The sequence below is a fragment of the Pantoea sp. UBA6567 genome (genome assembly GCF_002434165.1).
GTDB lineage: Bacteria > Pseudomonadota > Gammaproteobacteria > Enterobacterales > Enterobacteriaceae > Pantoea > Pantoea eucrina.
This window is the reverse complement of sequence record NZ_DJJN01000007.1, coordinates 71,900-94,757: the sequence shown is the minus strand read 5'-3', so window position 1 is coordinate 94,757 and position 22,858 is coordinate 71,900. Positions and strand designations below refer to the sequence as shown.

Sequence of the window (22,858 nt, the reverse complement as noted above, 5' to 3'; positions counted from 1 at the left end):
AACAAGTGCTAGAGTCCGCCTGCATACAGTAATGCCACGGCCCCCGCCGTAATGTCTCAACAAAAACAAATGCGCGCTCTTATTGCAGCGCGTCTCAATAAGGGGTGGGTTTATGTCCTCATCAGTCAAGGTCAGAGTGCAGAGCTTTGGTCGCTTTCTGAGTAATATGGTGATGCCTAACATCGGTGCGTTTATCGCATGGGGTATCATCACCGCGCTGTTTATTCCAACCGGATGGATCCCGAACGAAACGCTGGCGAAACTCGTCGGTCCGATGATTACCTATCTGCTGCCGCTGCTGATTGGCTTCACCGGCGGCCGTCTGGTCGGCGGCGATCGCGGTGGCGTGGTCGGCGCCATTACAACAATGGGCGTCATTGTCGGTGCCGATATGCCGATGTTCCTCGGCGCGATGCTTGCCGGACCGCTGGGCGGCTGGGCAATCCGCGCGTTTGACCGGGCCGTTGACGGCAAGATCAAAAGCGGTTTCGAGATGCTGGTGAATAACTTCTCCGCCGGCATCATCGGTATGCTGCTGGCGCTGCTGGCGTTCCTGGCTATTGGTCCGCTGGTGCAGGGGCTGTCGCACATTCTCGCCGCCGGGGTTAACCTGATGGTGCAGAACAACCTGCTGCCGCTGACCTCTATTTTTGTTGAGCCGGCGAAAATCCTGTTCCTTAACAACGCCATCAACCACGGCATTTTCTCGCCGCTGGGTATTCAGCAGGCGAGCGAAGCGGGTAAATCGATCTTCTTCCTGATCGAAGCTAACCCGGGCCCGGGCATGGGCGTGCTGGTCGCTTATATGATCTTTGGTCGCGGCAGCGCCAAACAGTCAGCGGGCGGCGCCGCCATTATCCACTTCCTTGGCGGCATCCATGAGATTTACTTCCCGTATGTGCTGATGGCGCCGCGCCTGCTGCTGGCGGTGATCCTGGGCGGTATGACCGGCGTATTTACGCTGACGCTGCTGAATGGCGGTCTGGTCTCTCCGGCGTCACCGGGTTCTATCCTGGCCGTGCTGGCAATGACGCCAAAAGGCGCCTATTTTGCTAACGTTGCCGCTATCGTAGCCGCTTTTGCCGTCTCTTTTGTTGTCTCTTCTATCCTGCTGAAAACCAGCAAAGTGAAAGAAGACGAAGATATTGAAGCGGCGACCCAGCGTATGCGCGACATGAAAGCGCAGTCTAAAGGCCAGCCGGCGGCAGGCGCGCCGGTAGTAGCTGACGCTCACAGCGTAGACGTGAGCCACGTGCGTAAAATCATCGTTGCCTGTGACGCCGGTATGGGTTCCAGCGCCATGGGTGCCGGCGTGCTGCGCAAAAAAGTGCAGGATGCGGGCCTCACGAATGTGTCGGTGACGAACAGCGCTATTAATGCGCTGCCGGGTGACGTTGACCTGGTGATCACACACCGCGATCTTACGGAACGGGCGATGCGTCAGGCACCGCAGGCGCAGCATATCTCGCTGAATAATTTCCTTGATAGCGCGCTCTACACCAACCTGACCGAGCGACTGGTCACGGTAAACCGCAGCGTGGCGCATCGCGAAACGGTGCAGTCAACGCTGGCAGACAGCTTTGATAACGAGAATACGCACCTGTTTAAGCTCGGGACGGATAACGTATTCCTCGATCTGAGCGCCAGCAACAAAGAACAGGCGATCCGCTTTGCCGGTGAGCAGCTGGTAAAAGGTGGCTATGTCCAGCCAGAGTACGTTGAGGCGATGCTGGCCCGTGAAAAGCTGACGCCAACCTATCTGGGTGAGTCGATTGCGGTTCCGCACGGAACGGTAGAAGCGAAAGATCGCGTGCTGAAAACAGGCGTGGTGTTCTGTCAGTATCCGGCAGGCGTACAGTTTGGCGATGAGCCGGATGAGGTGGCGCGCCTGGTGATCGGGATTGCGGCCCGCAACAATGAGCACATTCAGGTGATCACCAGCCTGACCAACGCGCTGGATGATGATAGCGTGATTGAACGACTGGCGCAGACCCGCAGCGTGCAGGAAGTGCTGGATCTGCTCTCAGGCAGCAGCGTCAAAGCGTAATCAGTCAGCAGTTTTTTCCCCGGGGCGGGCAGGCCCGCCCTGTGTCCGGGGCGGAAATGCCCGCCCTTTCGCTATTTGAGATGGGTCAATTTTATGAAAGCGTTACATTTTGGAGCAGGCAATATTGGTCGCGGATTTATCGGCAAGCTGCTGGCCGATGCCGGCATCGAGCTGGTCTTTGCTGACGTCAATCAGGTTGTGCTGGATGCCCTTAACGCCCGTCACACTTATCCGGTTCATGTTGTTGGCGAACAGGCAAAAACGGAGACGGTCACCGGCGTCAGCGCCGTTAACAGCACCAGCGATGACATCATTGCGCTGATCGCTGAAGTCGATCTGGTCACGACTGCCGTCGGACCGCAGATCCTCGAACGTATTGCCGGCAGCGTGGCGCAGGGTCTGATCGCCCGTCACGATCGGGGTAATACGGCACCGCTTAACATCATCGCCTGCGAAAATATGGTGCGCGGCACCAGTCAGCTGAAGCAGCATGTGCTGAAGGCGCTGCCGGCGCAGCATCACGCCTGGGCAGAAGCGCACGTCGGCTTTGTCGATTCCGCCGTGGATCGTATTGTCCCGCCTTCTGAAGCGGGCAGCAGCGATCCGCTGGAAGTGACCGTTGAGACCTTCAGCGAATGGATTGTTGATAAAACGCAGTTTAAAGGGGCGCTGCCGGCGATCCCTGGCATGGAACTGACCGACAATCTGATGGCGTTTGTTGAACGCAAGCTCTTTACCCTTAATACCGGCCACGCTATTACCGCTTATCTGGGCAAACTGGCGGGTCATGTAACCATTCGCGATGCGATCCTGGATAGCCGCATTCGCGCCGTGGTTGAGGGGGCCATGCAGGAGAGCGGCGCCGTTCTGATCAGGCGCTACGATTTTGATGCAGAGAAACATGCGGCTTACATCAGCAAAATCCTTACCCGCTTTGAGAACCCTTATCTGAAAGATGACGTCGAGCGCGTAGGCCGCCAGCCGCTGCGCAAGCTGAGCGCAGGCGATCGCCTGATTAAACCGCTGCTCGGCACGCTGGAGTACCAGCTGCCGCACGATAATCTGGTGCAGGGGATCGCAGCCGCGATGCACTACCGCAGCGATGCCGATCCGCAGGCGCAGGAGCTGGCCACGCTGATCGCGGAACAGGGCGTTGCAGAGACGCTGGTAAAAATTTCCGGCCTGGAGCCGGAGAGTCAGGCAGTAGAGGCTGTGGTGAGCGCTTACAGCGCTATGGCATAATGCGCGCCCCCGGGTGAGCAAACCGGGCGCAACAGGGTTGCGCCCGCAGACGGTAGCTGAACGATGCAGGCAATGATGGAAGAGAAGCAGGCTTTTGAAAACCAGGTGCTTGAGCGCCTGAACGCCGGTCGTTCGGTGAGAAGCTTTCTGATTGCTGCGGTTGAACTGCTGGCAGAAGCGGTTAATCTGCTGGTGCTGCAGGTTTTTCGCAAAGATGATTATGCGGTAAGGTACGCCGTCGAACCACTGCTGCTGGGAGACGGGCCGCTGGGCGAGCTGTCGGTACGTCTTAAGCTTGTTTACGGACTGGGCGTGATTACGCGGCAGGAGTATGAGGATTGCGAACTACTGCTGACGCTGCGCGAAGAGCTGAACCACGACGCCAGCGACTATCGCTTTACCGATGACGAGGTGCTGGGGCCGTTCAGTGAACTGCACTGTGTGGTCGCCTGGCCGCCGCAGCCCGACTTCACCCGCGATGATGAGGCGCTGCGCATTATGCAGCAGCAGCGTTATCTGCAGATGGTGCGATCCACCATGGTGCTCTCTTTGACCGAACTGATTTCCCGAATTTCGCACAAGCAGGCATTCAAAAAGCCCGCTGTCTGACCTCAGGCAGCGGTACATCGAACAGTCATACTGCCCGCCCGGCCTAAATTAATGTATCCTTTCCCTGTTTTCCTTAATGAGTTTTTCCAATGAAAGAACAAGTCAAAGCCGAGATCAAACGCCTCAGCGATCAGCTGGACGCACTGAACCGCAAAGAACCCCAGCTGCTGGAAGCGGGTGACGCTGAAAAGCTGGGTGCGCTGCTGAAAGAGAAAGAGACGCTGGTGCAGGAGATTGAACGTCTGCGCGGCGTACGTGATGAAAAGCTGAGCAAAGAGGCGCAGCAGCTGCAGCAGCTGCCGTTCAGCCGTGAAATCACGAAAAAAGAGCAGGCCAACATGGGTGCGCTGAAGAAAAGCGTGCGCGGCCTGGTTGTGGTGCATCCGATGACCGCGCTGGGACGAGAAATGGGTCTGAAAGTCATGACCGGCTACGCAAAACAGCCGTTCTGAGGCTGTTCAGGCTGCACGGTCTGCGCGGTGAGCGCAGCCGGCGGCCTGCTGAACCTGCTCTTTCAGGCTGTCGAGCAGCGTGTAGCGCCGGCGATATTCGGCGCGCTTTTTACTGGCTATCTCCTCCAGCGCTTTGCGCTCCATCTGCAGCGGCAGCGTAAAGCAGCCGTCGGCCCGCTCCTCGCCGCCCAGCGACAGCCAGAACTCACTGTAGCTGGCAAAAAACTTATCCCCTTTACTGTGTCGATAGCGCAGGCTGCGAAACACATGCGTGGTGTCGCCGACGGCGGCTATCGCTTCTGCTCCACACGCCTCCGCCAGCAGAAACAGTGCTTCCATCAGCACGCGCTTGGGAAACAGACCGTGCGCCGCTTTGGTCGCTTCGCGGATCGCCTCCGACGGAATATGCTTGCGCGGCCCCTGCAGTCCGCCAATAAACAGCGTACACCGCTGCGGCCCGCCAATCAGCGAGAATGAGAGGGAGGCCAGCAGCATACTTTGATAGTGCAACGTCAGCGTCAGCTCACCTTCGCGATCGTAATAGCCGGAGCTGCAGGCAATCGTAAACTGCTCTTCATTTTTGCCGCTGAGCTGTGCAACAGGTGTCCCGGCCGGATTCAGCATTAGCTGACGCAGGGCGGGATTATCAAGCTGTGCAACATGCTGGTAGTGCTGCACGATAGCGCGTGCGCGCTGCGCCACGCTAAACCGCGAACAGAGATAGGGACGATGCGGTTTAGCGGGCAGCAGACCCTGGCTGGCCATCAGCTGTGGCAAAAAGGGCAGCTGCGCCAGCTGCTGCAGATAGGTCAGCGTGGTAAACGGATAGAGCGCCGTTCGCAACGCAAACTTGGTACGAAAGCGGCCGCTGTGCCAGAGATTATCAGGTCGAAGTTTGCCGCTGATCAGCGGAAAAAACAGCGCTGAAGAAGAGAGATCGCCCGATTCAGTGTGGGTAATTGTTGTCATAAGGAGCTTAACGTCTCGAAAAAACCTGCTGCAATGTTAAGCACAGCCGCTTCAACGATTCGTTAATGACCCCACCCCGCCGGCACTAAACGGTTTGCTGTTTAGCCGGGGTTTAGATTGCCGTGACGCAGATAAAAAAAACCGGCGACATCGCACCGGTTTTTTACGCAGAAATAAGCGCTGATTATTTTGCTGAAGCAAAACGCGCTGCTGCTTCGTCCCAGTTCACTACGTTCCAGAACGCTTTGATGTAGTCAGGGCGCTTGTTCTGATACTTCAGATAGTAAGCGTGCTCCCACACATCCAGACCAATGATTGGGAAGCCAGACGCACCGGCGATCGCGTCACCCATCAGCGGGTTATCCTGGTTAGCGGTTGAAACCACAGCCAGTTTGTCGCCTTTTTTCACCAGCCACGCCCAGCCAGAGCCAAAACGGGTAGCTGCTGCTTTTTCAAACTCTTCCTGGAATTTCTCAACGCTACCGAAATCTTTTTCGATCGCCGCTTTCAGGTCGCCCTGCAGCGTGGTGCCGGTTTTCAGGCCTTTCCAGAACAGGCTATGGTTAGCGTGGCCGCCAGCGTTGTTACGCAGCGGGCCTTTTTTGTCTGCTGGCAGCTGATCCAGTTTGGTAATCAGCTCATCAACCGGCAGATCGGCGAATTCGGTACCTTCCAGCGCTGCGTTAGCGTTGTTTACGTAGGTCTGGTGGTGTTTGGTGTGATGGATTTCCATCGTCTGCTTGTCGAAGTGCGGTTCCAGTGCGTCGTAGGCGTACGGCAGGGATGGCAGTGAATAACTCATGTTCTTCCTCTCCATTTAATGTTTTGCAGCATCACCTTACCAGTGTGCCGCGTAAGCAGTGGGATCATTATAGTTAAAATCATGATCCATAAAAGGGTTATCAATGCCGTAGAAATGATAAGGATTTGCGGTTCAGCGGCCTGAACCGGCTAGCGCAGCCGCTGCGGGTGGGTATAGATCGTTGCCCGCCCTGGCTTACTGAAGCCTACCAGCGTCAGATTACTGCGCTGCGCAACCTCTACCGCCAGCTGGGTGGCGGCCGAGACCGCAAACAGGATCTCCACGCCGCACATGGCGGACTTCTGCACCATCTCATAGCTGGCGCGGCTGGAAACCAGTACTGCGCCCTGCTGCCATCCCTGCTGACTGCGCAGCCCCAGCAGCTTATCCAGCGCAACGTGCCGCCCGACATCTTCACAGCCGCCCGGCAGCAATCCCTCGGGTGAGAGCCATGCCGCCGCGTGCGTACAGCCGGTAAGATTGCCCACCGGCTGATAGTCACGCAGCCGCGCCAGCCCGCTGTCCAGCTGAGCCAGGTCAAACGTCTGGGTAAAAGGCAGCGGCTTCAGCGGCTTACCAATCTGATCCAGCTGCTCAACGCCGCAGACGCCGCAGCCGGTTCGCCCCGCCATCGCCCGGCGCTGCGCTTTTAACGCCATAAACCGGCGGCTGGCGAGCTCAATCTGTACTTCAATGCCGTTGCAGCCCGGCACCACATCGATGCCATAGATCTCAGCCGGTTGTTCAATAATCCCTTCTGAAAGCGAGAAACCCAGCGCAAACGCCTCAAGGTTGTCAGGCGTCGCCATCATGACCACATGCGAGATGCCGTTATAGACCAGCGCTACCGGCACCTCCTGTGCCAGCCAGTCAGTTTCGGCCGTTTCCGGTGTCCGGCGCTGCCACACTTCAGCCTGGCTTACGCCAGCGATCGTTTTCACAGGTTGCTCACCTGCCTGCTGTTTTGCTGTCACGTTATCTGTCTCTTATTGCACTCATCAAAAGCGGCGGGCCTCACGGCCTGTACGCTATACCGGCTGCCGGTTCAGATGCTGAGCATGAACGTCGGCCAAAAATTTTTCTTCAACTTATGTGCTGGCACTCTGGCTGCGCGGCCCGCGGCGGTCACAGAATCGTCCCTCCCTCCGGCTGCCGTCACCGGCAGTTAATCGTCCGTCAGCCAGCCGCCTGAGCGTCAGGCTGCTATCATCAGCGTAGTCGTGCTGCTTTCATTGTTGGCAGCGTTATCGCCAGAAAATAGAGGTGTTCCCTGATGAGTATTCGCATTATTCCGCAGAATCAGCCGGAAACACGCGAACCGCAGACCGCGGAACAGATCCCGCCGCTGCTGTTTCCCCGGCTGAAAAATCTCTATAGCCGTCGCGCTGCACGCCTGCGCCATCTGGCGGCAAAAAATCCGCTGGGTGACTATCTGCGCTTTGCTGCAGTGATCGCTCAGGCGCAGGAGATTGTGCTGTATGACCATCCGCTGCGGCTCGATCTGCGTCCGCGTCTTGCAGAAAGCGCGCAGCGCAATGAGCCGCCGCTTGATATTCGCCACTATCCGCGCGATCGTCACTGGCAGCAGCTGCTGCATTCACTGATTGCAGAACTCAAACCGGAGATGAGTGGCCAGGCGCTGGCGGTGCTGGAGAACCTGGAAAAATCGTCCGCCAGCGAGCTGGAGACGCTTGCCGGCGCGCTGCTGGCCGGGGAATTTAGCCGGGTCAGCAGCGATAAGTCGCCTTTTGTCTGGGCTGCGCTGTCGCTGTACTGGGCGCAGATGGCCGCTATGATACCCGGCAAGGTGCGGACGGAACAGGGCGATCACCGGCAGTTCTGCCCGGTCTGCGGCAGCGTTCCGGTTACCGGCCTGGTGCATATGGATGTGGCGCAGGAGGGATTACGCTATCTGCACTGCAACCTGTGCGAAAGTGAGTGGCACGTCGCCAGTGACCGATGCTGCAACTGTGAGCAGACGCGCGATCTGCACCTCTGGTCGCTCGATAATCACCAGGCTGCCGTTCATGCAGAGAGCTGCGGCGACTGCGGCACCTATATGAAACTGCTCTGCCAGGAGCGGGATCCGGCGGTAGAGCCTGTTGCCGACGACCTGGCGTCGCTGGTGCTGGATGCGCGCATGGAGCAGGAAGGGTTTGCCCGCAGTAGCCTGAATCCATTTATGTTTCCCGGCGAATAGCTGGCCCGGGCGTTACCGCTACGTACCGCGTTTTATACGGAGGCTTTGATGAAACTGATAGGCAGTTATACCAGCCCGTTCGTGCGCAAAATTTCAGTTATTCTGCTGGAAAAGGGCATCGTGTTTGAGTTTATAAACCATACACCCTGGGCGGAAGATAGCCAGGTGCCCCACTATAATCCGCTGGGAAAAGTACCGGCTCTGATCGACGAGCGCGGATTAACCTGGTACGACTCTTCTGTCATTGCTCAGGTTATTGAGCTGCGTGATGAAGCACCCGCCCTGCTGCCTGATGATGCGCTGCGCGCGCTGCAGGTACGCCAGCTGGCAAAGCTGGCTGATGGTATTAACGACGCGGCGGTGACCATTGTGCGGGAACAGATGCGGCCTGGCGCGCAGCAGTCTGAAGAGGTGCTGCTGCGCAACCGCGAAAAAATCCAGCGCGGTCTGGATGCGCTGGAGGCGGCCGCGGCGAAAGCGGAGTTGATCAACACCGGCACACTGAACCTGGCGGATATTGCGACCGGCTGCATGATTGGCTATCTGAATTTCCGTCGCGTGCTGCCGAACTGGTGTGTAAACCGCCCGGCGCTGGTCAAACTGGCGGAAACCCTGTTTCAGCGCGAGAGCTTCGCGCGTACCGTGCCGCCGGCAGGTTAGACGGCAATAAAAAAGGGACGATTGCTCGTCCCTTTCGCTACCGCATCCTGCTGCCGTTTACTGCAGCAGGGAAATATCTGCCACCTGCAGGAACAGCTGACGCAGCTGTGCCAGCAGCGTCAGACGATTCACGCGCACGGCATCATCTTCTGCGTTAACCATAACGTTGTCGAAGAAGTTATCTACCGCTTCACGCAGCTGTGCCAGCTCCACCAGCGCATCCTGATAGCGGCCTTCAGTAAACCAGGGCTGCAGCTTGTCGCTCAGCGCGGTGACGAAAGTCGCCAGCTGGATCTCCGCGTTCTCTTTCAGCAGCGATGCCTGCACGCTGTCGTTCAGCGGATCGCTGGCTTTTGCCAGAATGTTCGACACGCGCTTGTTGGCCGCTGCCAGCGCTGAGGCTGCCTCCAGCGTGCGGAAATGCGATACCGCTTTCATGCGCGCATCGAAATCTGCCGGACGGGTAGGACGACGCGCCAGTACCGCCTGAATGGTATCAACGCTGTGACCCTCTTCCTGATACCAGGTACGGAAGCGACCCAGCATGAAGTCGATCACCTCATCAACCACTTTCGCGTTGCTCAGCTTGCTGCCGTAGAGGCGCACGGCCTCTTCGGTCAGACTCTGCAGATCGAGCGGCAGATTCTTCTCGACGATAATACGCAGTACGCCCAGCGCGGCGCGGCGCAGTGCAAAGGGATCTTTGTCGCCTTTCGGATGCTGACCGATACCAAAAATGCCCGACAGCGTATCCATTTTATCTGCAATCGCGACGGCACAGGCCACCGGGTTAGAAGGCAGCGCATCGCCAGCAAAGCGCGGCTGATACTGCTCATTGAGCGCTACCGCCACATCTTCCGCTTCCCCGTCATGACGGGCGTAGTGCATACCCATGACGCCCTGGGTGTCGGTAAATTCAAACACCATGTTGGTCATCAGGTCGCACTTGGAGAGCAGGCCGGCGCGGGTCGCGTGATTGACATCTGCACCAATCTGCGCGGCGATCCAGCCTGCCAGCGCCTGAATGCGGTCGGTCTTATCACGCAGCGTGCCCAGCTCTTTCTGGAACAGCACCGTCTCCAGACGCGGCAGATTATCTTCCAGACGCTTTTTACGATCGCTGTTAAAGAAGAACTCCGCATCCGCCAGACGGGGACGCACAACTTTTTCATTACCGGCCACGATCTGCTGCGGATCGCCTGACTCGATGTTGGTAACGAAGATGAAGTTCGGCAGCAGTTTTCCTTCCGGGCTGTAGACCGGGAAATATTTCTGATCGCCTTTCATGGTATAGACCAGCGCTTCCGCCGGTACTGCCAGGAACTTCTCTTCAAACGTTGCGGTCAGCACCACCGGCCACTCCACCAGCGAAGCAACCTCTTCCAGCAGGCTGTCGCTGAGATCGGCGACGCCGCCCAGCTGCTGTGCAGCCGCTTCCGCATCCGCCTTGATTTTTGCTTTACGCTCAGCGTAATCAGCCATTACCTTACCGCGCGCCAGCAGCTGCTGCGGATAGTGATCGGCGTGCTCCAGCGTAAACTCCGGCTCGCCCATAAAGCGGTGGCCGCGAATGGTGCGCGCTGACTGTACGCCCAGGATAGTGGCCGGGATCAGCTCCTCTCCCAGCAGCAGCGTCACGGTATGCACCGGGCGCACGAACTGGACATCGCTGGCGCCCCAGCGCATCAGTTTTGGAATCGGCAGCTTGCTCAGTGCGGTAGTGACCATTGCCGGCAGCAGCGCGCTGGCCTGCTCGCCCTTCACCGCGGCGCGATGCACCAGCCATTCGCCTTTATCGGTGCTCAGGCGCTCAGCCTGATCGACCGTGATGCCGTTGCCGCGTGCCCAGCCTTCAGCTGCTTTCGTCGGATTACCCGCTGCGTCAAACGCAGCCGCGACGGCGGGGCCGCGCTTCTCAATCTCGCGATCGGGCTGCGCCGCCGCCAGCGCTGCGACTTTCAGCGCCAGACGGCGCGGAGCAGCAAACCAGCTGACTTCGCCGTGCGTCAGGCCAGCGCTGTCCAGCTCGGCAGTAAAGTGTGCAGCAAAAGCTTCCGCCAGGCTGCGCAGGGCTTTCGGAGGCAACTCTTCGGTGCCAATTTCCACCAGGAAAGTTTTATCGGTCATGGCTGCCTCTTACTTATTACGGTTGCACATCGGGAAACCCAGCGCCTCGCGTGACGCATAGTAGGCTTCCGCCACGGCTTTCGTCAGGGTGCGAATACGCAGAATATAGCGCTGGCGTTCGGTAACGGAGATCGCCTTGCGCGCGTCGAGCAGGTTAAAGCTGTGGGCCGCTTTCAGAATGCGTTCATAGGCTGGCAGCGGCAGCGGCTTCTCCAGCGCCAGCAGCTGCTGCGCCTCTTTCTCATACTGCTCAAAACAGCTGAACAGGAAACCGACGTCGGCATATTCGAAGTTATAGGTCGACTGCTCTACTTCGTTCTGATGAAACACATCGCCGTAGGTGGTTTTGCCAAATGCACCGTCGCTCCAGGTCAGATCGTAGACGCTGTCCACGCCCTGGATATACATCGCCAGACGCTCCAGGCCATAGGTGATCTCACCCGTGACCGGCTTGCACTCAAGGCCGCCAACCTGCTGGAAGTAGGTGAACTGCGTCACTTCCATACCGTTGAGCCACACTTCCCAGCCGAGGCCCCAGGCGCCCAGCGTCGGGTTTTCCCAGTTATCTTCTACGAAACGAATATCGTGGATAGTGGGATCGATACCCAGCTCTTTCAGCGAGCCGAGGTAGAGCTCCTGAAGATTGTCCGGGTTAGGCTTGATCACCACCTGGAACTGATAGTAGTGCTGCAGACGATTGGGGTTTTCACCATAGCGTCCGTCGGTCGGCCGACGTGAAGGCTGCACGTAGGCGCTGGCCATCGGCTCCGGGCCAATAGCGCGCAGGCAGGTCATCGGGTGTGAGGTGCCGGCGCCCACTTCCATGTCCAGCGGCTGGACAATGGTGCAGCCCTGGCGCGCCCAGTAATCCTGCAAGGTCAGGATCAGGCCCTGAAAGGTCTTGGTATCAAACTTTTGCATGTTGAATTCGCACGGGATACGGGTGAATTAAAAAGAGTTCGACAGTATACCCTTTGACCGGGCAATGTGCAGCCGGAAATCCTGAGGCTGTGCGGGTCGCGCGCGCTTTTGCCGCACAGAGGGCTCTGAATTACGGCGGCAGATGTTGTTGAGTGGCGGCACAGCGGCTACCCTTCCTCGCACCATCTGTACGCGAGGATCCCATGCCGCAAAAAATTAGCTGGATCGACAACTTACGTGCGGTCGCCTGCCTGATGGTGATCGTGATCCATACCACGACCTGGTATATCACCGGACCGATGGCGGTCACCGGCATAACCTGGGATGTGGCCAACCTGATGAACGCCGCCTCCCGCGTCTGCGTGCCGCTGTTCTTTATGATCTCAGGCTACCTGTTTTTTGGCGAGCGCAGCGCGCAGGCGCGACATCTGATACGCATTGTGCTTTGCCTGCTGTTCTACAGCGCGGTCGCGCTGGCGTATATCACCTGGCTGACACCGATCAGCGAAGGTCGATCCATCATGAAGCTGCTGCAGAAGCCGGTGTTTTATCATCTGTGGTTCTTCTTTGCGATTATCGGTATCTACCTGCTTTCGCCGCTGATACAGGTCAAAACGGTACAAAAACGCTATGTGGCGCTGCTGGTGGTGGTGCTGGCGGTGGTGGCAAACCCGAATACGGTCAGCCAGTCAGTGGGATCCTTTCGCTGGCTGCCGGTCAATCTCTATGTCAGTGGCGACAGCATCTACTACCTGTTGTACGCCCTGCTCGGACGCGCTATCGGCTGTATGGAGACGGGCGGCCGCCGGATCGGCTGGCTGGCGGGAGGCGTTTTTATCGCCTGCGTGCTGGGTATTGCACTCGGTACAAAGCAGCTGCTGCAAATCAACGGCGCCTTCAACGACACCTGGTATCTCTACTGCGGGCCGCTGGTCTTTATCGCGGCCATCAGCCTGCTGGTTCTGTTTAAAAACAGCCTGAACCAGCGGCCGCTGCCGCTGCTGGCGACCATTTCTCGCTATTCGCTGCCGGTATATGGTTTTCACGCGCTGTTTATTCACTATCTGCGTACTCACCACTATGACGATATGTCACGCCCCTGGCTCGATTTGCCGTGGGTGTTTGGCGTCACGCTGCTGGGCAGCCTGCTGCTGGCAAAGGTGCTGAAGCGCATCGATACGCGACAGCTGGTCAGCTGAAAGCGCTGACCGGCTCGCCAGAGTTCATCGCGCATTCTGGCTTTTACCGGTCAGTCAGCGTGTTCTGCCAGTCATGAAACAGCGTCAGCCAGTTTCTTACCGGCAGCTTTAGTTTTTGTCCGGTCCCGAAACCGTGCCCGCCCTGCTGGAACAGGTGCATTTCTGTTTTCACTTTATGCTCGCGCAGCGCGGCAAACATCAGCAGCGTATTCTGCGCTGAAGCCGTACCGTCATTCAGCGCGTGAACGAGAAACGTCGGCGGCGTACGATCGCTGACGCGCGCTTCCTGCGACTGCTGCAGAAGGGTCTGCGGGCTGATGTTTTTGCCGTACATGGCGGCGCGCGTGCCCGGATGTGTTACGCCATCCTTAAGCGACAGTACCGGATAGATAAGGGCAGTGAAGTCGGGACGGGCTGAGACGCTGTCCTGCGCATCCTGTGCCGGATAGTTATCAGCCTCCGGATCGTTACTGAGATTCGCGGCCAGATAAGCCCCTGCAGAAAAACCCATCACGCCAATACGATCGGCAGCAATATGGTATTGCGGGGCATTAGCCCGGATAAGCCGAAGTGCCCGCTGCGCATCCGCAAAGGCCGCCTGGCGATTCTGTGTGGTGCCGTCATGCGGCATACGATAAAGAAGAACGAAGGACGTATAACCCTGACGACTTAACAGCGTGGCGATATTAAGCCCCTCAAGATCTTTCATAATATAAGAAAATCCCCCACCGGGAATGATAAGCACGGCTGTGTGATTATTTTTTCCCGCAGGCGCTACATAAATCATTTCCGGCGAATTAACCTGCGTAACGGCACGATTATTATCAGCAGGATTTTTACTGAAATTAATAAATTTATTCTGTGTTATGTTTTCGCCCGGCCAGATAGGAATTTCCTTAGAGGCAAAGGCCAGCGGAAGATAAAACAGTAAAAACGCGCTTATCAGGCGAAAAAGGATCATTCTTCTGGCTCCATATTATTAATAAAAACAGTTACAAACGCACTTTAGCCTCGGCCTTTTCTTTACCTCTGCGGATCGGCAACTCTCTGAAAAGGAAAAATATCAGCAGCAGAATTTGAAAATAGCAGAAAGCGGATGAATAATAATCCCGGCAGTAATCTGATAAAATACCGGGCCAGGAAAAATTAGACTTTTCTCATGTTTACCAAAACATAGCCCTATGTTATAAGTGCATTTTAAACTATAAGAATCTGTGACCATGGGAATTTACTGGATCATAAGTCTTAGCATGACTTTTGTCGCAATTGTCGAAATCATGTTAAGTAAAAATGAAAACACAGCACATATCAGGACGTGGCTTTATTTTATTGCTGTTGTAGTACTTTTTACTTTTGGCGGCATCCGTGGCCTGGGAACCGGCCTTGATGACTTCCAGTATCGCGACTTCTATGCACAGTTTCTCGATAAAATTATTATCGAGGGCTTCTGGCGCGCCGTGGTCGAGTTTCGCTATGAGCCTGCTATTTATGCGATTGCCGGTGCAACGCGCATTTTTACGGCCAATGCTGACATCTTTATCTTTGTTATCGCCTTCATCGCGGTATGCGTTAACGCGCACTACTTCCGCAAGCTGACGCCGCTGCCGCTGGTCGCGCTGGCCGTCTACTCGGCGCACCTGTTTATCAACAAAGATATGAACCAGATCCGCTTTGGTCTCTGCTCGGCGTTTCTGCTCGGCTTTGTCTGGCATATGTCGCGTCGCAGTAAATCGGGTATGGTGACCACATTTCTGCTGTCGTTTTTCTGCCACGCAACGGCCGTTGTCGCGCTGCTTATTCCGATGGCGATGATTATCCGCAAAAACAAATATGTGCCGATTGCGATCGTCGTTATCAGCCTGCCGCTGGCCTTTATGGGAAGCTCGGCACTGATCTCCGCGCTCTCCAGCCATCTGGGTTCACTGGGCGACAGGGCCATGGGCTATGCCGATGCAGAGTCGCGCCAGGAGCAGGGTATTCTTACGCTCTCTAACCTGAAGAACATTGGCTTTGTCTTTATCTTCAGCTACATGCTGCTGAGTGATAAAATCAGAAACGCCGACCCGGCAAAATTTAACACTTACTATATTCTGGCGATTACGTTTGCCATCGGCAGTGGCCTGCGTATGGCGCTGCAGGACTACGCCTCTGGCGGCCGCCTGGCAAACTACCTGCTGCAGGTTGAACCGGTGCTGATTTCACTCTGTATCTGGGAAACCAAAAAGCTGAGAAAGGTCATCGCCGTAGCGATAACCGTGCTGATGGTGCTCTACTATCTCTACTATAACACCATGGCCAGTAAGCAATCGATCGTCGGCTACGAGGTGTCGCGCAGCTTCCAGCTGTTCCGTTAATTGTTAAAAACGCTAACCAACTGGTTAGCGTTTTTTATTTATAACCTCTTTTTTCCACCATACCAGGGAAATTCTGAATATTACGCCGCGCTTATACATCGCTTGATTTTTCTATCGTTTAAAACTCTAATAGTTTACATCTGCCGCGGCAGAGCTTAACGCTTTTAATCAGAACACCATCCGATACAGGCGCTTTAATTATTATTACAGCGCGTTGTTATCCCATTAAAAAGAATGCTGATATGAACGAAAAAAATAATTTTGATATTGTCAGGCTTTCGCTCGCCTTTATCGTTTTGCTGGTACACTCAGCTGAAGTCACCAGAAATGCCGACATTCGTTTCCTTGCACATTATCTGAATAGCGATTTTGCTGTGAAAGGATTTTTTGCAATAAGCGGATTTCTTATTGCAAAAAGTTACTTAAGAAGCCGCTCGCTGAACTCTTATTTTATTAAGCGCGCCCAGCGCATCCTGCCCGCTTATATATTTGTGATTTTGATGTGTTTTACCATTGGCCTGTGTCTGACGACATTGCCGCTAATGGATTTTCTGAAACATCGTGAAACTATTAAGTATCTGGTGGCAAACTTTACCTTTCTGAATTTTATTCAGGCTTCACTGCCGGGTGTGTTTACCGATAATCCAAACCAGCCGATGGATGGCTCACTCTGGACGATCAAAGCGGAACTGACGCTCTATGTGCTGTTACCGTTTATCGTTCCGCTGATGAAGCGTAATCCGCTGAAAGTCTGGGGCGCCATTTTCATCATCTCCTGCGCCTGGTTCTTCTATTTCACCTCTGTCTATAGCGGCCCCAAAGCCGATACGCTGGCGAAGCAGTTTGTCGCCCTCTCCTCGTACTTTTTCTTTGGCAGCCTGCTGGCGATACACAAGCCCGCTTTTGATCGGCTGAAGCTGATTACGCTGGTGTCGATGGCGGCATGGCTGCTGTGCAAACGCAGCGAGTATGCGTTTCTTATTGAGCCGGTCGCGTTCTCTTCAGTGGTGATTTTCTGCTGTACCAGCCTGTGTCGTGAGATAAAAATCAGCCAGTTTGGCGATCTTTCTTATGGCATGTACCTTTATCACTGGCCGATTATTCAGGTACTGCAGCACTTCGGCGTGTTCAGCGCCAACGCCTTTGCTGGCCTGCTGCTGACTATCGTCATCACTCTGGCGCTGGCGTGGACCTCATGGACCCTGCTGGAGAGCCGCTTCCTGAAACGGGCGCATCATACACCGCCTTCCATCGTACCACCGGCTGCTGCCCGCGACTGAATCAGCCAGCAGGCCACCTGCGGGTGGCCTGACCTGCGATGAGGTAAAAAGAAGGGTGCACGGCGTTAATAATCTGCCTGCTCATACTGCGCAATAACCGCCAGAGCCAGACCCTGGGCCGGCTCAAGGCGCTGCGCCAGAAAATGGAGCGTCGTATGCGCGTGGGTGAACGCCAGCGTACTGGCCTGCATCGTCTGCTGTACCGCCTCCCTGAAAACAGCTGAGCTGTTCCACGGCGCGTCAATAATGATACAGGCCGGGTTAACCAGCTGCATGACCTGACTCAGCGCAAAACCAAGATGCTCGCCCGCTTCGCTCATCAGCGGATTAAACAGTGAAGGTTCACTCTCACCCTGCTGCCAGCGCAGGCCCGGCTTGCGTTTGCTCAGCTGCTGCTGAATGGCGGGCTGACCGATCAGCGTCTCCAGGCACCCCCGGCGGCCGCAGCTGCAAAGCTGCCCCTCGCGCTGCATCCGCAGATGGCCGATTTCACCGGCGGTCCAGCTGCTGCCGGTAAACAGCGCGCCGCGATCGATCAGCGCGCCGCCCACGCCCTCCGCAATACGCAGATAAAAATGGCTCTGCGCCTTACTGAGCTGCAGCTGCTGTACAGAGAGCAGCGCGGCTGCCTTGACGTTGTTGAGCACCAGCAGCGGCAGGCTGACGCAGCGTTGCAGCGGTGCCAGCACCGCCACGTTCTCCCAGCCAAGCGGCGCAGAGAAGTGCACAAAGCCGCGCTGTGAATCGATAATGCCCGGCAGACCAATCGCAATCCCTGTCAGCTCCGGATGCGCGGCGCATAATGTCTGACACACTTCAGCCAGCTCCTGCAGCAGCCGCTCCGGGGCGGCCGTTTCGGTGCGCCACGTCTGTTCCGCAATAACCTGTGAGAAGTAGTCGCGTACCTGCCAGTGGATCGTCTGTCGCGCTACCATGATGCCAGCGCTTTTCAGTTTTTCCGGCCGCAGGGCGATCTCAATTTTGGGCCGTCCTGCCGCCGTCACGCTGACCGGCCCCAGCTCGCGCACCAGCCCCTGCGCCAGCAGGTCGTCGATAATCAGTGAAACCGTGTTTTTGCTCAGATCCAGCGCCCGGGCGATGTCCTGACGGGAGGTGATGCGGGCGGAGCGCAGCTGCGCCATGACCCGCTTCAGATTATTCAGTCGAAGTACCGCTGGTCCTTTACCGGCTGCTTTCATGGCGCCTTCACCTGAGGATGAGATACGGTTCAGTTTAGCAGCCCGGCATCACCCGGGCGCGCAGGCGGCCGCGCAGTTTACCCGTTTCAGCTATCAATATTCATCACCGCGCACGCGGCTGCGGTAGCTCTCCCAGTCGAAGCGTACCCACAGGCTGTTTCCCAGCCGCATCCGGTCCATTACGCGCTCGCCCAGCAGGCTGTTCATTCCTGCCGGGTCAAGATTAGAGAGCATGCCGGTAGGGCGTTTTGAAGAGGAGCGCCGATCGACAATCTGATTAATAATCACTTTTTCGTAGCGCGATTCACTCTGCATGCCGATCTCATCGATCACCAGCAGATCAACCTGCGTAAGATCCTGCAGCAGCCGCTCTTCCGTGATATCGCTGCCGCCGCTGAACGTACCCTTCATGCTGGACATCAAATCGGCCACCGTCACAATCAGGACGCTCCTGCCGCGAATGATCAGATCATTCCCGATCGCCGCCGCCAGATGATTCTTTCCGGTGCCGGGACGGCCGGTAAACACAAAGCTGGCAATACTGTTCTCAAATCCGGCCGCGTACTCGCGCGCCAGCGCCAGCGCTTTGCGCTGCCCGTCATTCTCTACGCGATAGTTGTCAAAAGAGCAGTTCATATGCAGTTCGCGAATACCGGAGCGGCCCATGATGCGCTGCATCTTCATGGCGCGGTTCTCACGCACTATCGCTTCTGAGCGCAGACGGCCCTGCTCCTGATTCCACGCCAGCAGCTCAGCGCCATTTTTGAATTTTGGCTGCACCTCTTTCGGCATGATTTTTTTCAGGCGATTGAAAAGATCGGTTGGCGTTTTCATTACTCACCTCGGAAACCATCGGGAATATCGTAATCAGTATTGTCGATACGCGTAATATCGCGCTTTGGCTGGCCCCCATTGCCGGCACGATGCATCTGCACGCTGCGCGCCAGCTTCTGCTGCCACTGCACATGATGAAACGGCCGCCCTTCTGCCTGCCAGTAAGCTACAAAGGTAGCCAGCTCAGCGGGCGTCACCGGCTCGCTGAGCGCCACGCCCCATATGGCGGCCTGACGCTGAAAGTCGCTGTCGGGCTGCCAGCCCTGATACATGGCAAACTTACCCGCCGGGATAGCCAGCGCGGCGCTATCCGGCTGAAAAAGAGTGTCATCCAGCGCGACATCGCTGGGCTGCCGGGCTGCCGCCTCCAGCGCCAGCAGCGCTGCCAGGCGCTGCGGCGTCAGCGCATAAAAAGCGGGCACGTTATCCTGCAGCACGGCCAGCGTACCGTTATCGGCCTGGTGCAGTGCGGCAAGCGGATCGCGGCAGAAGCTGTCCAGCCCGGCCAGCGTTGAAGATAAGATTTTTACGGACATGAAGAGACCTGACGTTGAGCATTTCGGGGCGCCAGATAACCCGGCGCCAGAGAGACAGTGTACCTGTTTTAGCACCGGGGATCGTCATAAAAGGCAGGAATCAGCGTGCAGCGCGGCTCAGCACAGGCGAGACGCTATCGCGGGGCAGAGACGCCTGCGCCGTATGTGTCTGCCACAGATAACGCAGCGATGCGATAAGGCAGAGAGTGTAACCAAAGAGTTCGCAGCCCTCTTCGGCCATATTCTTCACGACCCGGTTATACCCCTCCATCATCAGCTGCTGCCAGAGCTGATGCATACCGAATAGCCGGGAAAACACCAGTATGGCCAGTAAACCTGCGGCCATCATCTGCCAGCTGCGATGCTGCAGCAGCGCAGCGAGGCCAGGCAGGATCTGCGCCGGGGTACGCAGCGCCAGCGCCAGTGACGCGGCGGTGGTCGCGAGCGCAAACCAGAGCCAGGCACCGTGCCGGATAAGATCAAACAGATAATCGAGTTCGCGTATCAGCATGCAAGTGTAGAATCCACCCACCAGAATCAGCGCGCTGCGCTGCTCCGGTCGCTGCGACGCGGCGCGGAAGAACAGCGCAGCAAGCAGAGTCAGCATCACAGCCTGCGTGATTTCAGTAAACGACGTTTCGTGTAATGCGTTGTGCATCCAGGCGACGTCGATATATATCATCGCCATACAGAAAACCAGAAACGATCCACTGATGAGAAAGGCCGCCATCTCGCGGCTAATAAGAGTAATATGTTCACGCATTATAATGTAACCAAATGATAAAATAATTAGCGTGCTTAGTATATTTCACCCGACTTCTCGCGCTTCTCATTTGGTGCCGGTTTTCAGCCTTGCCGCTGAACGTTCGTAGCAGAAACAGGGAGCAGAGCATGCAGCGATGTGGCTGGGTAACCGCAGATCCTCTTTACGTGAGTTATCACGACCGTGAATGGGGAATTGAGCAGAGAGAGAGGCGCGCCCTGTTTGAGATGCTCTGCCTTGAAGGGCAGCAGGCGGGTCTCTCCTGGATCACCGTGCTGAAAAAGCGCGAAAATTACCGCCGGGCGTTTCATGATTTCGATCCGGCCACCGTCGCGCGAATGGACGAAGCGGATATCAGCCGTCTGATGCAGGAGAGCGGAGTGATCCGCCATCGCGGCAAGCTGGAAGCGATTGTGCAGAACGCACGCGCCCTGCTGGCGCTGGAAGCAGCAGGCGACGATTTTTCCCGCTTTATCTGGTCATTTGTGAACGATCGTCCCGTTTTGCACCATTATGCCGATTACCGGCAGGCACCGGTCACTTCTGAACCGGCTATGGCGCTCTCTAAGGCCCTGAAGCAGCGCGGCTTCAAATTTATCGGCCCGACAATATGCCACGCATTTATGCAGGCCTGCGGGCTGATTAACGATCATCAAACCACCTGTTTCCGCCATCCCGATAATCTTTAACGCAAAAATTTACATTTTCAGATTCGGCCTCACGAATTTCCCCATCTTTGAACGGCATAATAGTGGCCTTCCGGGAGTGTTACCCATAAGTATATTGAGGGACTGATGATGAAAAAGCGTGCTCTGACGCTGGCCTTGTTTGTAAGCGGCAGCCTTGCGCTGTCGGGTTGTACTACCAATCCTTATACCGGCGAATCGCAGGCGGGTAAGTCCGGAATTGGTGCAGGTCTGGGTGCCGTGGTCGGTGCCGGAGTAGGCGTGCTCTCCTCCTCTAAAAAAGATCGTAAAAAGGGCGCGCTGATTGGCGCGGCATCCGGTGCGGCGCTGGGCGGCGGCGTGGGGTATTACATGGATGTTCAGGAAGCGAAACTGCGCGACAAAATGCGCGGTACGGGCGTCAGCGTAACCCGTCAGGGCGACAACATTGTTCTGAATATGCCAAACAATGTCACCTTTGACTCCAGCAGCGCAACGCTGAAAACGGCCGGCGCCAACACCCTGAGCGGCGTGGCTATGGTGCTGAAAGAGTATCCAAAAACCGCCGTTAACGTTGTCGGCTATACCGACAGCACCGGTTCACGCGCGCTGAATATGCGTCTGTCGCAGCAGCGTGCCGAAAGCGTGGCCAGCGCACTGGTGCTTCAGGGCGTAGCGCAGAATCGCCTGCGCACGCAGGGCATGGGACCGGATAACCCGGTTGCCAGCAACAGCACTGAAGAGGGCAAAGCGCAGAACCGTCGCGTTGAGATCACCCTCAGTCCGCTGAACTAAACAGCCTGCCGGCCTGCACCCGCAGGCCGGTTTTCTGACCCTTTCCGGAAATAACTGGAAACCATTCCAGAAAACAGTATATACTGCCCCCGCTCTCTGAAGACTACACTGGCTTATACCAGCGTGACAAAAACTCAACCGGTCGGATACGCCCATGTCACTCAAAGCGATCGCTGCCGCCCTTGGCCTCTCTGTTACCACCGTCAGTCGCGCGCTGAACGGCTACGACGACGTGGCGGAATCAACCCGGCAACGCATTCAGGATGAAGCACGCCGTCGCGGTTATCGGCCAAACATTGCGGCACGCCGTCTGAAAACCGGCCGGGCAAACGCCGTCGGGCTGGTATTACCCGTCAGTACCGCCTCGCTTAACGACAGCTACTACAGTGAAATGCTGCTGACGCTGGATCGGTGCCTGGCGCGTCAGGATATCGACCTGCTGCTGCTGCCGGATAAACCGCGCGATCAGCAGCGCAATTTATTGCGCATGCTGCGCAGCGGCGCACTCGATGCGCTGATCGTTACCCATACCACTCCGCGCGACGCCCGCCTGGAGCGCCTGCAGCAGAAAGGCTTTCGCTTCCTTACCCTCGGCCGCAGCAAGCTGCCGCAGCCCTACGCCTGGTTTGACTACGATAACTACGCGGGGGCGCAGCTGGCGGCGCGGCACGCCCTGCAGCAGGGGCTGACGCGGCTTGCCTGGCTCGGTACCGATGAACCGGGCACCTATATCCTCGATCGCCGCCGCGGCTTTCTCGATACGCTGCGGGATGCCGCACAGCCTGCAGAATTTGTTGCGGCACTGCCGCCTACCCGCCGTGCCGGACTGCAGCAGACGCTCGCCTGGCTGCGTCACCCTGCGCCGCCGCAGGCCATTATTACCGACTGCAGCACGCTCGGCGAGGGTGCAGCCATTGCGCTCCAGCAGCAGCAGCGGCTCTCCGGTGCGCGTGCGATCGCGCTCTACGTCTATGACGGTCTGCCCCATGACTCGATTATCGACCATCCGGTTAATGTGATCCTGCAGATCTCTCAGCAGCGCATCGGCGAATGTGTGGCGGAGATGGTGCTGCAGCTGCTGGCAGACAGGCCGGTCACCGAGCTGCAGACACTCTGGCAGCCGGTTTTGCGCCTGGCCGCTGACGCCTGATGATGGCGCGCCGCGCGTGCTGTGATAGTCTTCGCCTGATTTAACTTTTCAGGA

The 22,858-nt window shown here is 56.9% G+C and carries 22 protein-coding genes; 12 read left to right on the top strand and 10 right to left on the bottom strand.

Annotated features, from left to right (window positions below):
* The first annotated feature begins 112 nt into the window (after positions 1–112).
* From B4M48_RS14235 to B4M48_RS14220, 4 genes are all read left to right on the top strand, one after another.
* Entirely contained in the window at positions 113–2,047 is a 1,935-nt protein-coding gene (locus B4M48_RS14235) for a PTS mannitol transporter subunit IICBA (RefSeq protein WP_039381628.1), read from the top strand.
* Positions 2,048–2,140: 93 nt separating this feature from the next.
* Positions 2,141–3,289, top strand: a complete 1,149-nt coding sequence (gene mtlD, locus B4M48_RS14230; protein ID WP_039381626.1) for a mannitol-1-phosphate 5-dehydrogenase — start codon at positions 2,141–2,143, stop codon at positions 3,287–3,289.
* Between the two features lie 63 nt (positions 3,290–3,352).
* The gene (gene mtlR, locus B4M48_RS14225; RefSeq protein WP_175540444.1) at positions 3,353–3,898 is read left to right on the top strand and encodes a mannitol operon repressor MtlR; all 546 of its coding nucleotides are present in this window, start codon (positions 3,353–3,355) and stop codon (positions 3,896–3,898) included.
* Between the two features lie 89 nt (positions 3,899–3,987).
* Positions 3,988–4,350, top strand: a complete 363-nt coding sequence (locus B4M48_RS14220; RefSeq protein WP_065647847.1) for a YibL family ribosome-associated protein — start codon at positions 3,988–3,990, stop codon at positions 4,348–4,350.
* A gap of 6 nt (positions 4,351–4,356) precedes the next feature.
* Here B4M48_RS14220 and B4M48_RS14215 read toward each other — a convergent pair whose 3' ends face one another.
* From B4M48_RS14215 to fdhD, 3 genes are all read right to left on the bottom strand, one after another.
* Positions 4,357–5,319: a VirK/YbjX family protein gene (locus B4M48_RS14215; protein ID WP_094111897.1), complete on the bottom strand. Its 963-nt coding sequence runs from the start codon at positions 5,317–5,319 to the stop codon at positions 4,357–4,359.
* Between the two features lie 184 nt (positions 5,320–5,503).
* Complete coding sequence (gene sodA, locus B4M48_RS14210; protein WP_039381619.1) at positions 5,504–6,121, bottom strand: superoxide dismutase [Mn]; 618 nt, start codon at positions 6,119–6,121, stop codon at positions 5,504–5,506.
* A gap of 149 nt (positions 6,122–6,270) precedes the next feature.
* Positions 6,271–7,062 carry a formate dehydrogenase accessory sulfurtransferase FdhD gene (fdhD, locus tag B4M48_RS14205; protein WP_039381616.1) on the bottom strand — a complete coding sequence of 264 codons (792 nt, stop codon included), beginning with the start codon at positions 7,060–7,062 and terminating at the stop codon, positions 6,271–6,273.
* Between the two features lie 332 nt (positions 7,063–7,394).
* On the opposite strand from fdhD, the gene fdhE reads away from it, so the two are divergent.
* Positions 7,395–8,321 carry a formate dehydrogenase accessory protein FdhE gene (gene fdhE / locus B4M48_RS14200; RefSeq protein ID WP_071668234.1) on the top strand — a complete coding sequence of 309 codons (927 nt, stop codon included), beginning with the start codon at positions 7,395–7,397 and terminating at the stop codon, positions 8,319–8,321.
* Between the two features lie 48 nt (positions 8,322–8,369).
* Positions 8,370–8,981 (top strand): glutathione S-transferase, encoded by a 612-nt coding sequence (locus tag B4M48_RS14195; RefSeq protein WP_071668235.1) that lies wholly within the window; start codon positions 8,370–8,372, stop codon positions 8,979–8,981.
* Positions 8,982–9,038: 57 nt separating this feature from the next.
* Here the strand turns inward: B4M48_RS14195 and glyS are convergent, their stop codons facing one another.
* Positions 9,039–11,108, bottom strand: a complete 2,070-nt coding sequence (glyS, locus tag B4M48_RS14190) for a glycine--tRNA ligase subunit beta (RefSeq protein WP_288657044.1) — start codon at positions 11,106–11,108, stop codon at positions 9,039–9,041.
* A 9-nt stretch (positions 11,109–11,117) separates the two neighbouring features.
* Positions 11,118–12,029 carry a glycine--tRNA ligase subunit alpha gene (glyQ, locus tag B4M48_RS14185; protein ID WP_039381606.1) on the bottom strand — a complete coding sequence of 304 codons (912 nt, stop codon included), beginning with the start codon at positions 12,027–12,029 and terminating at the stop codon, positions 11,118–11,120.
* A 203-nt stretch (positions 12,030–12,232) separates the two neighbouring features.
* Here glyQ and B4M48_RS14180 point away from each other — a divergent pair, with 203 nt between their 5' ends.
* Complete coding sequence (locus B4M48_RS14180; protein WP_039381604.1) at positions 12,233–13,228, top strand: acyltransferase; 996 nt, start codon at positions 12,233–12,235, stop codon at positions 13,226–13,228.
* A gap of 43 nt (positions 13,229–13,271) precedes the next feature.
* Here B4M48_RS14180 and B4M48_RS14175 read toward each other — a convergent pair whose 3' ends face one another.
* Positions 13,272–14,015 carry an alpha/beta hydrolase gene (locus B4M48_RS14175; protein WP_349681453.1) on the bottom strand — a complete coding sequence of 248 codons (744 nt, stop codon included), beginning with the start codon at positions 14,013–14,015 and terminating at the stop codon, positions 13,272–13,274.
* Positions 14,016–14,478: 463 nt separating this feature from the next.
* On the opposite strand from B4M48_RS14175, the gene B4M48_RS14170 reads away from it, so the two are divergent.
* Together B4M48_RS14170 and B4M48_RS14165 are read left to right on the top strand one after the other, a co-directional pair.
* Positions 14,479–15,582: an EpsG family protein gene (locus B4M48_RS14170; protein WP_224144796.1), complete on the top strand. Its 1,104-nt coding sequence runs from the start codon at positions 14,479–14,481 to the stop codon at positions 15,580–15,582.
* 242 nt (positions 15,583–15,824) lie between these two features.
* Positions 15,825–16,862 carry an acyltransferase family protein gene (locus B4M48_RS14165; RefSeq protein WP_039381595.1) on the top strand — a complete coding sequence of 346 codons (1,038 nt, stop codon included), beginning with the start codon at positions 15,825–15,827 and terminating at the stop codon, positions 16,860–16,862.
* A 65-nt stretch (positions 16,863–16,927) separates the two neighbouring features.
* On the opposite strand, the gene B4M48_RS14160 is transcribed toward B4M48_RS14165, so the two are convergent.
* The 4 genes from B4M48_RS14160 to B4M48_RS14145 all read right to left on the bottom strand — a co-directional run bounded on the left by B4M48_RS14160 (position 16,928) and on the right by B4M48_RS14145 (position 20,194).
* Complete coding sequence (locus B4M48_RS14160) at positions 16,928–18,061, bottom strand: ROK family transcriptional regulator (protein ID WP_071668238.1); 1,134 nt, start codon at positions 18,059–18,061, stop codon at positions 16,928–16,930.
* Between the two features lie 93 nt (positions 18,062–18,154).
* Entirely contained in the window at positions 18,155–18,895 is a 741-nt protein-coding gene (gene dnaC / locus B4M48_RS14155) for a DNA replication protein DnaC (RefSeq protein WP_071668239.1), read from the bottom strand.
* Positions 18,895–19,431 carry a primosomal protein DnaT gene (dnaT, locus tag B4M48_RS14150; protein WP_039381566.1) on the bottom strand — a complete coding sequence of 179 codons (537 nt, stop codon included), beginning with the start codon at positions 19,429–19,431 and terminating at the stop codon, positions 18,895–18,897. Before dnaT ends, dnaC begins: the two co-directional genes overlap by 1 nt.
* Before the next feature lie 100 nt (positions 19,432–19,531).
* Complete coding sequence (locus B4M48_RS14145; RefSeq protein WP_039381563.1) at positions 19,532–20,194, bottom strand: hypothetical protein; 663 nt, start codon at positions 20,192–20,194, stop codon at positions 19,532–19,534.
* Positions 20,195–20,322: 128 nt separating this feature from the next.
* Here B4M48_RS14145 and B4M48_RS14140 point away from each other — a divergent pair, with 128 nt between their 5' ends.
* The 3 genes from B4M48_RS14140 (at position 20,323) to B4M48_RS14130 (ending at position 22,804) form a co-directional block, all read left to right on the top strand.
* Entirely contained in the window at positions 20,323–20,883 is a 561-nt protein-coding gene (locus tag B4M48_RS14140; RefSeq protein ID WP_039381560.1) for a DNA-3-methyladenine glycosylase I, read from the top strand.
* A gap of 108 nt (positions 20,884–20,991) precedes the next feature.
* Positions 20,992–21,654 (top strand): OmpA family lipoprotein, encoded by a 663-nt coding sequence (locus tag B4M48_RS14135; RefSeq protein ID WP_039381558.1) that lies wholly within the window; start codon positions 20,992–20,994, stop codon positions 21,652–21,654.
* A 154-nt stretch (positions 21,655–21,808) separates the two neighbouring features.
* A complete protein-coding gene (locus B4M48_RS14130) occupies positions 21,809–22,804 on the top strand; it encodes a LacI family DNA-binding transcriptional regulator (protein WP_288657038.1) in 996 nt (331 codons plus the stop codon).
* Positions 22,805–22,858 lie beyond the last annotated feature (54 nt).

Bases quoted from the DNA above. Each gene is read 5' to 3' on its own strand.
- B4M48_RS14235 (WP_039381628.1), top strand. From the start codon at position 113: ATGTCCTCATCAGTCAAGGTCAGAGTGCAGAGCTTTGGTCGCTTTCTG.
- mtlD (WP_039381626.1), top strand. From the start codon at position 2,141: ATGAAAGCGTTACATTTTGGAGCAGGCAATATTGGTCGCGGATTTATC.
- mtlR (WP_175540444.1), top strand. From the start codon at position 3,353: ATGCAGGCAATGATGGAAGAGAAGCAGGCTTTTGAAAACCAGGTGCTT.
- B4M48_RS14220 (WP_065647847.1), top strand. From the start codon at position 3,988: ATGAAAGAACAAGTCAAAGCCGAGATCAAACGCCTCAGCGATCAGCTG.
- B4M48_RS14215 (WP_094111897.1), bottom strand. From the start codon at position 5,319: ATGACAACAATTACCCACACTGAATCGGGCGATCTCTCTTCTTCAGCG.
- sodA (WP_039381619.1), bottom strand. From the start codon at position 6,121: ATGAGTTATTCACTGCCATCCCTGCCGTACGCCTACGACGCACTGGAA.
- fdhE (WP_071668234.1), top strand. From the start codon at position 7,395: ATGAGTATTCGCATTATTCCGCAGAATCAGCCGGAAACACGCGAACCG.
- B4M48_RS14195 (WP_071668235.1), top strand. From the start codon at position 8,370: ATGAAACTGATAGGCAGTTATACCAGCCCGTTCGTGCGCAAAATTTCA.
- glyS (WP_288657044.1), bottom strand. From the start codon at position 11,108: ATGACCGATAAAACTTTCCTGGTGGAAATTGGCACCGAAGAGTTGCCT.
- glyQ (WP_039381606.1), bottom strand. From the start codon at position 12,029: ATGCAAAAGTTTGATACCAAGACCTTTCAGGGCCTGATCCTGACCTTG.
- B4M48_RS14180 (WP_039381604.1), top strand. From the start codon at position 12,233: ATGCCGCAAAAAATTAGCTGGATCGACAACTTACGTGCGGTCGCCTGC.
- B4M48_RS14175 (WP_349681453.1), bottom strand. From the start codon at position 14,015: ATGATTTATGTAGCGCCTGCGGGAAAAAATAATCACACAGCCGTGCTT.
- B4M48_RS14170 (WP_224144796.1), top strand. From the start codon at position 14,479: ATGACTTTTGTCGCAATTGTCGAAATCATGTTAAGTAAAAATGAAAAC.
- B4M48_RS14165 (WP_039381595.1), top strand. From the start codon at position 15,825: ATGAACGAAAAAAATAATTTTGATATTGTCAGGCTTTCGCTCGCCTTT.
- B4M48_RS14160 (WP_071668238.1), bottom strand. From the start codon at position 18,061: ATGAAAGCAGCCGGTAAAGGACCAGCGGTACTTCGACTGAATAATCTG.
- dnaC (WP_071668239.1), bottom strand. From the start codon at position 18,895: ATGAAAACGCCAACCGATCTTTTCAATCGCCTGAAAAAAATCATGCCG.
- dnaT (WP_039381566.1), bottom strand. From the start codon at position 19,431: ATGTCCGTAAAAATCTTATCTTCAACGCTGGCCGGGCTGGACAGCTTC.
- B4M48_RS14145 (WP_039381563.1), bottom strand. From the start codon at position 20,194: ATGCGTGAACATATTACTCTTATTAGCCGCGAGATGGCGGCCTTTCTC.
- B4M48_RS14140 (WP_039381560.1), top strand. From the start codon at position 20,323: ATGCAGCGATGTGGCTGGGTAACCGCAGATCCTCTTTACGTGAGTTAT.
- B4M48_RS14135 (WP_039381558.1), top strand. From the start codon at position 20,992: ATGAAAAAGCGTGCTCTGACGCTGGCCTTGTTTGTAAGCGGCAGCCTT.
- B4M48_RS14130 (WP_288657038.1), top strand. From the start codon at position 21,809: ATGTCACTCAAAGCGATCGCTGCCGCCCTTGGCCTCTCTGTTACCACC.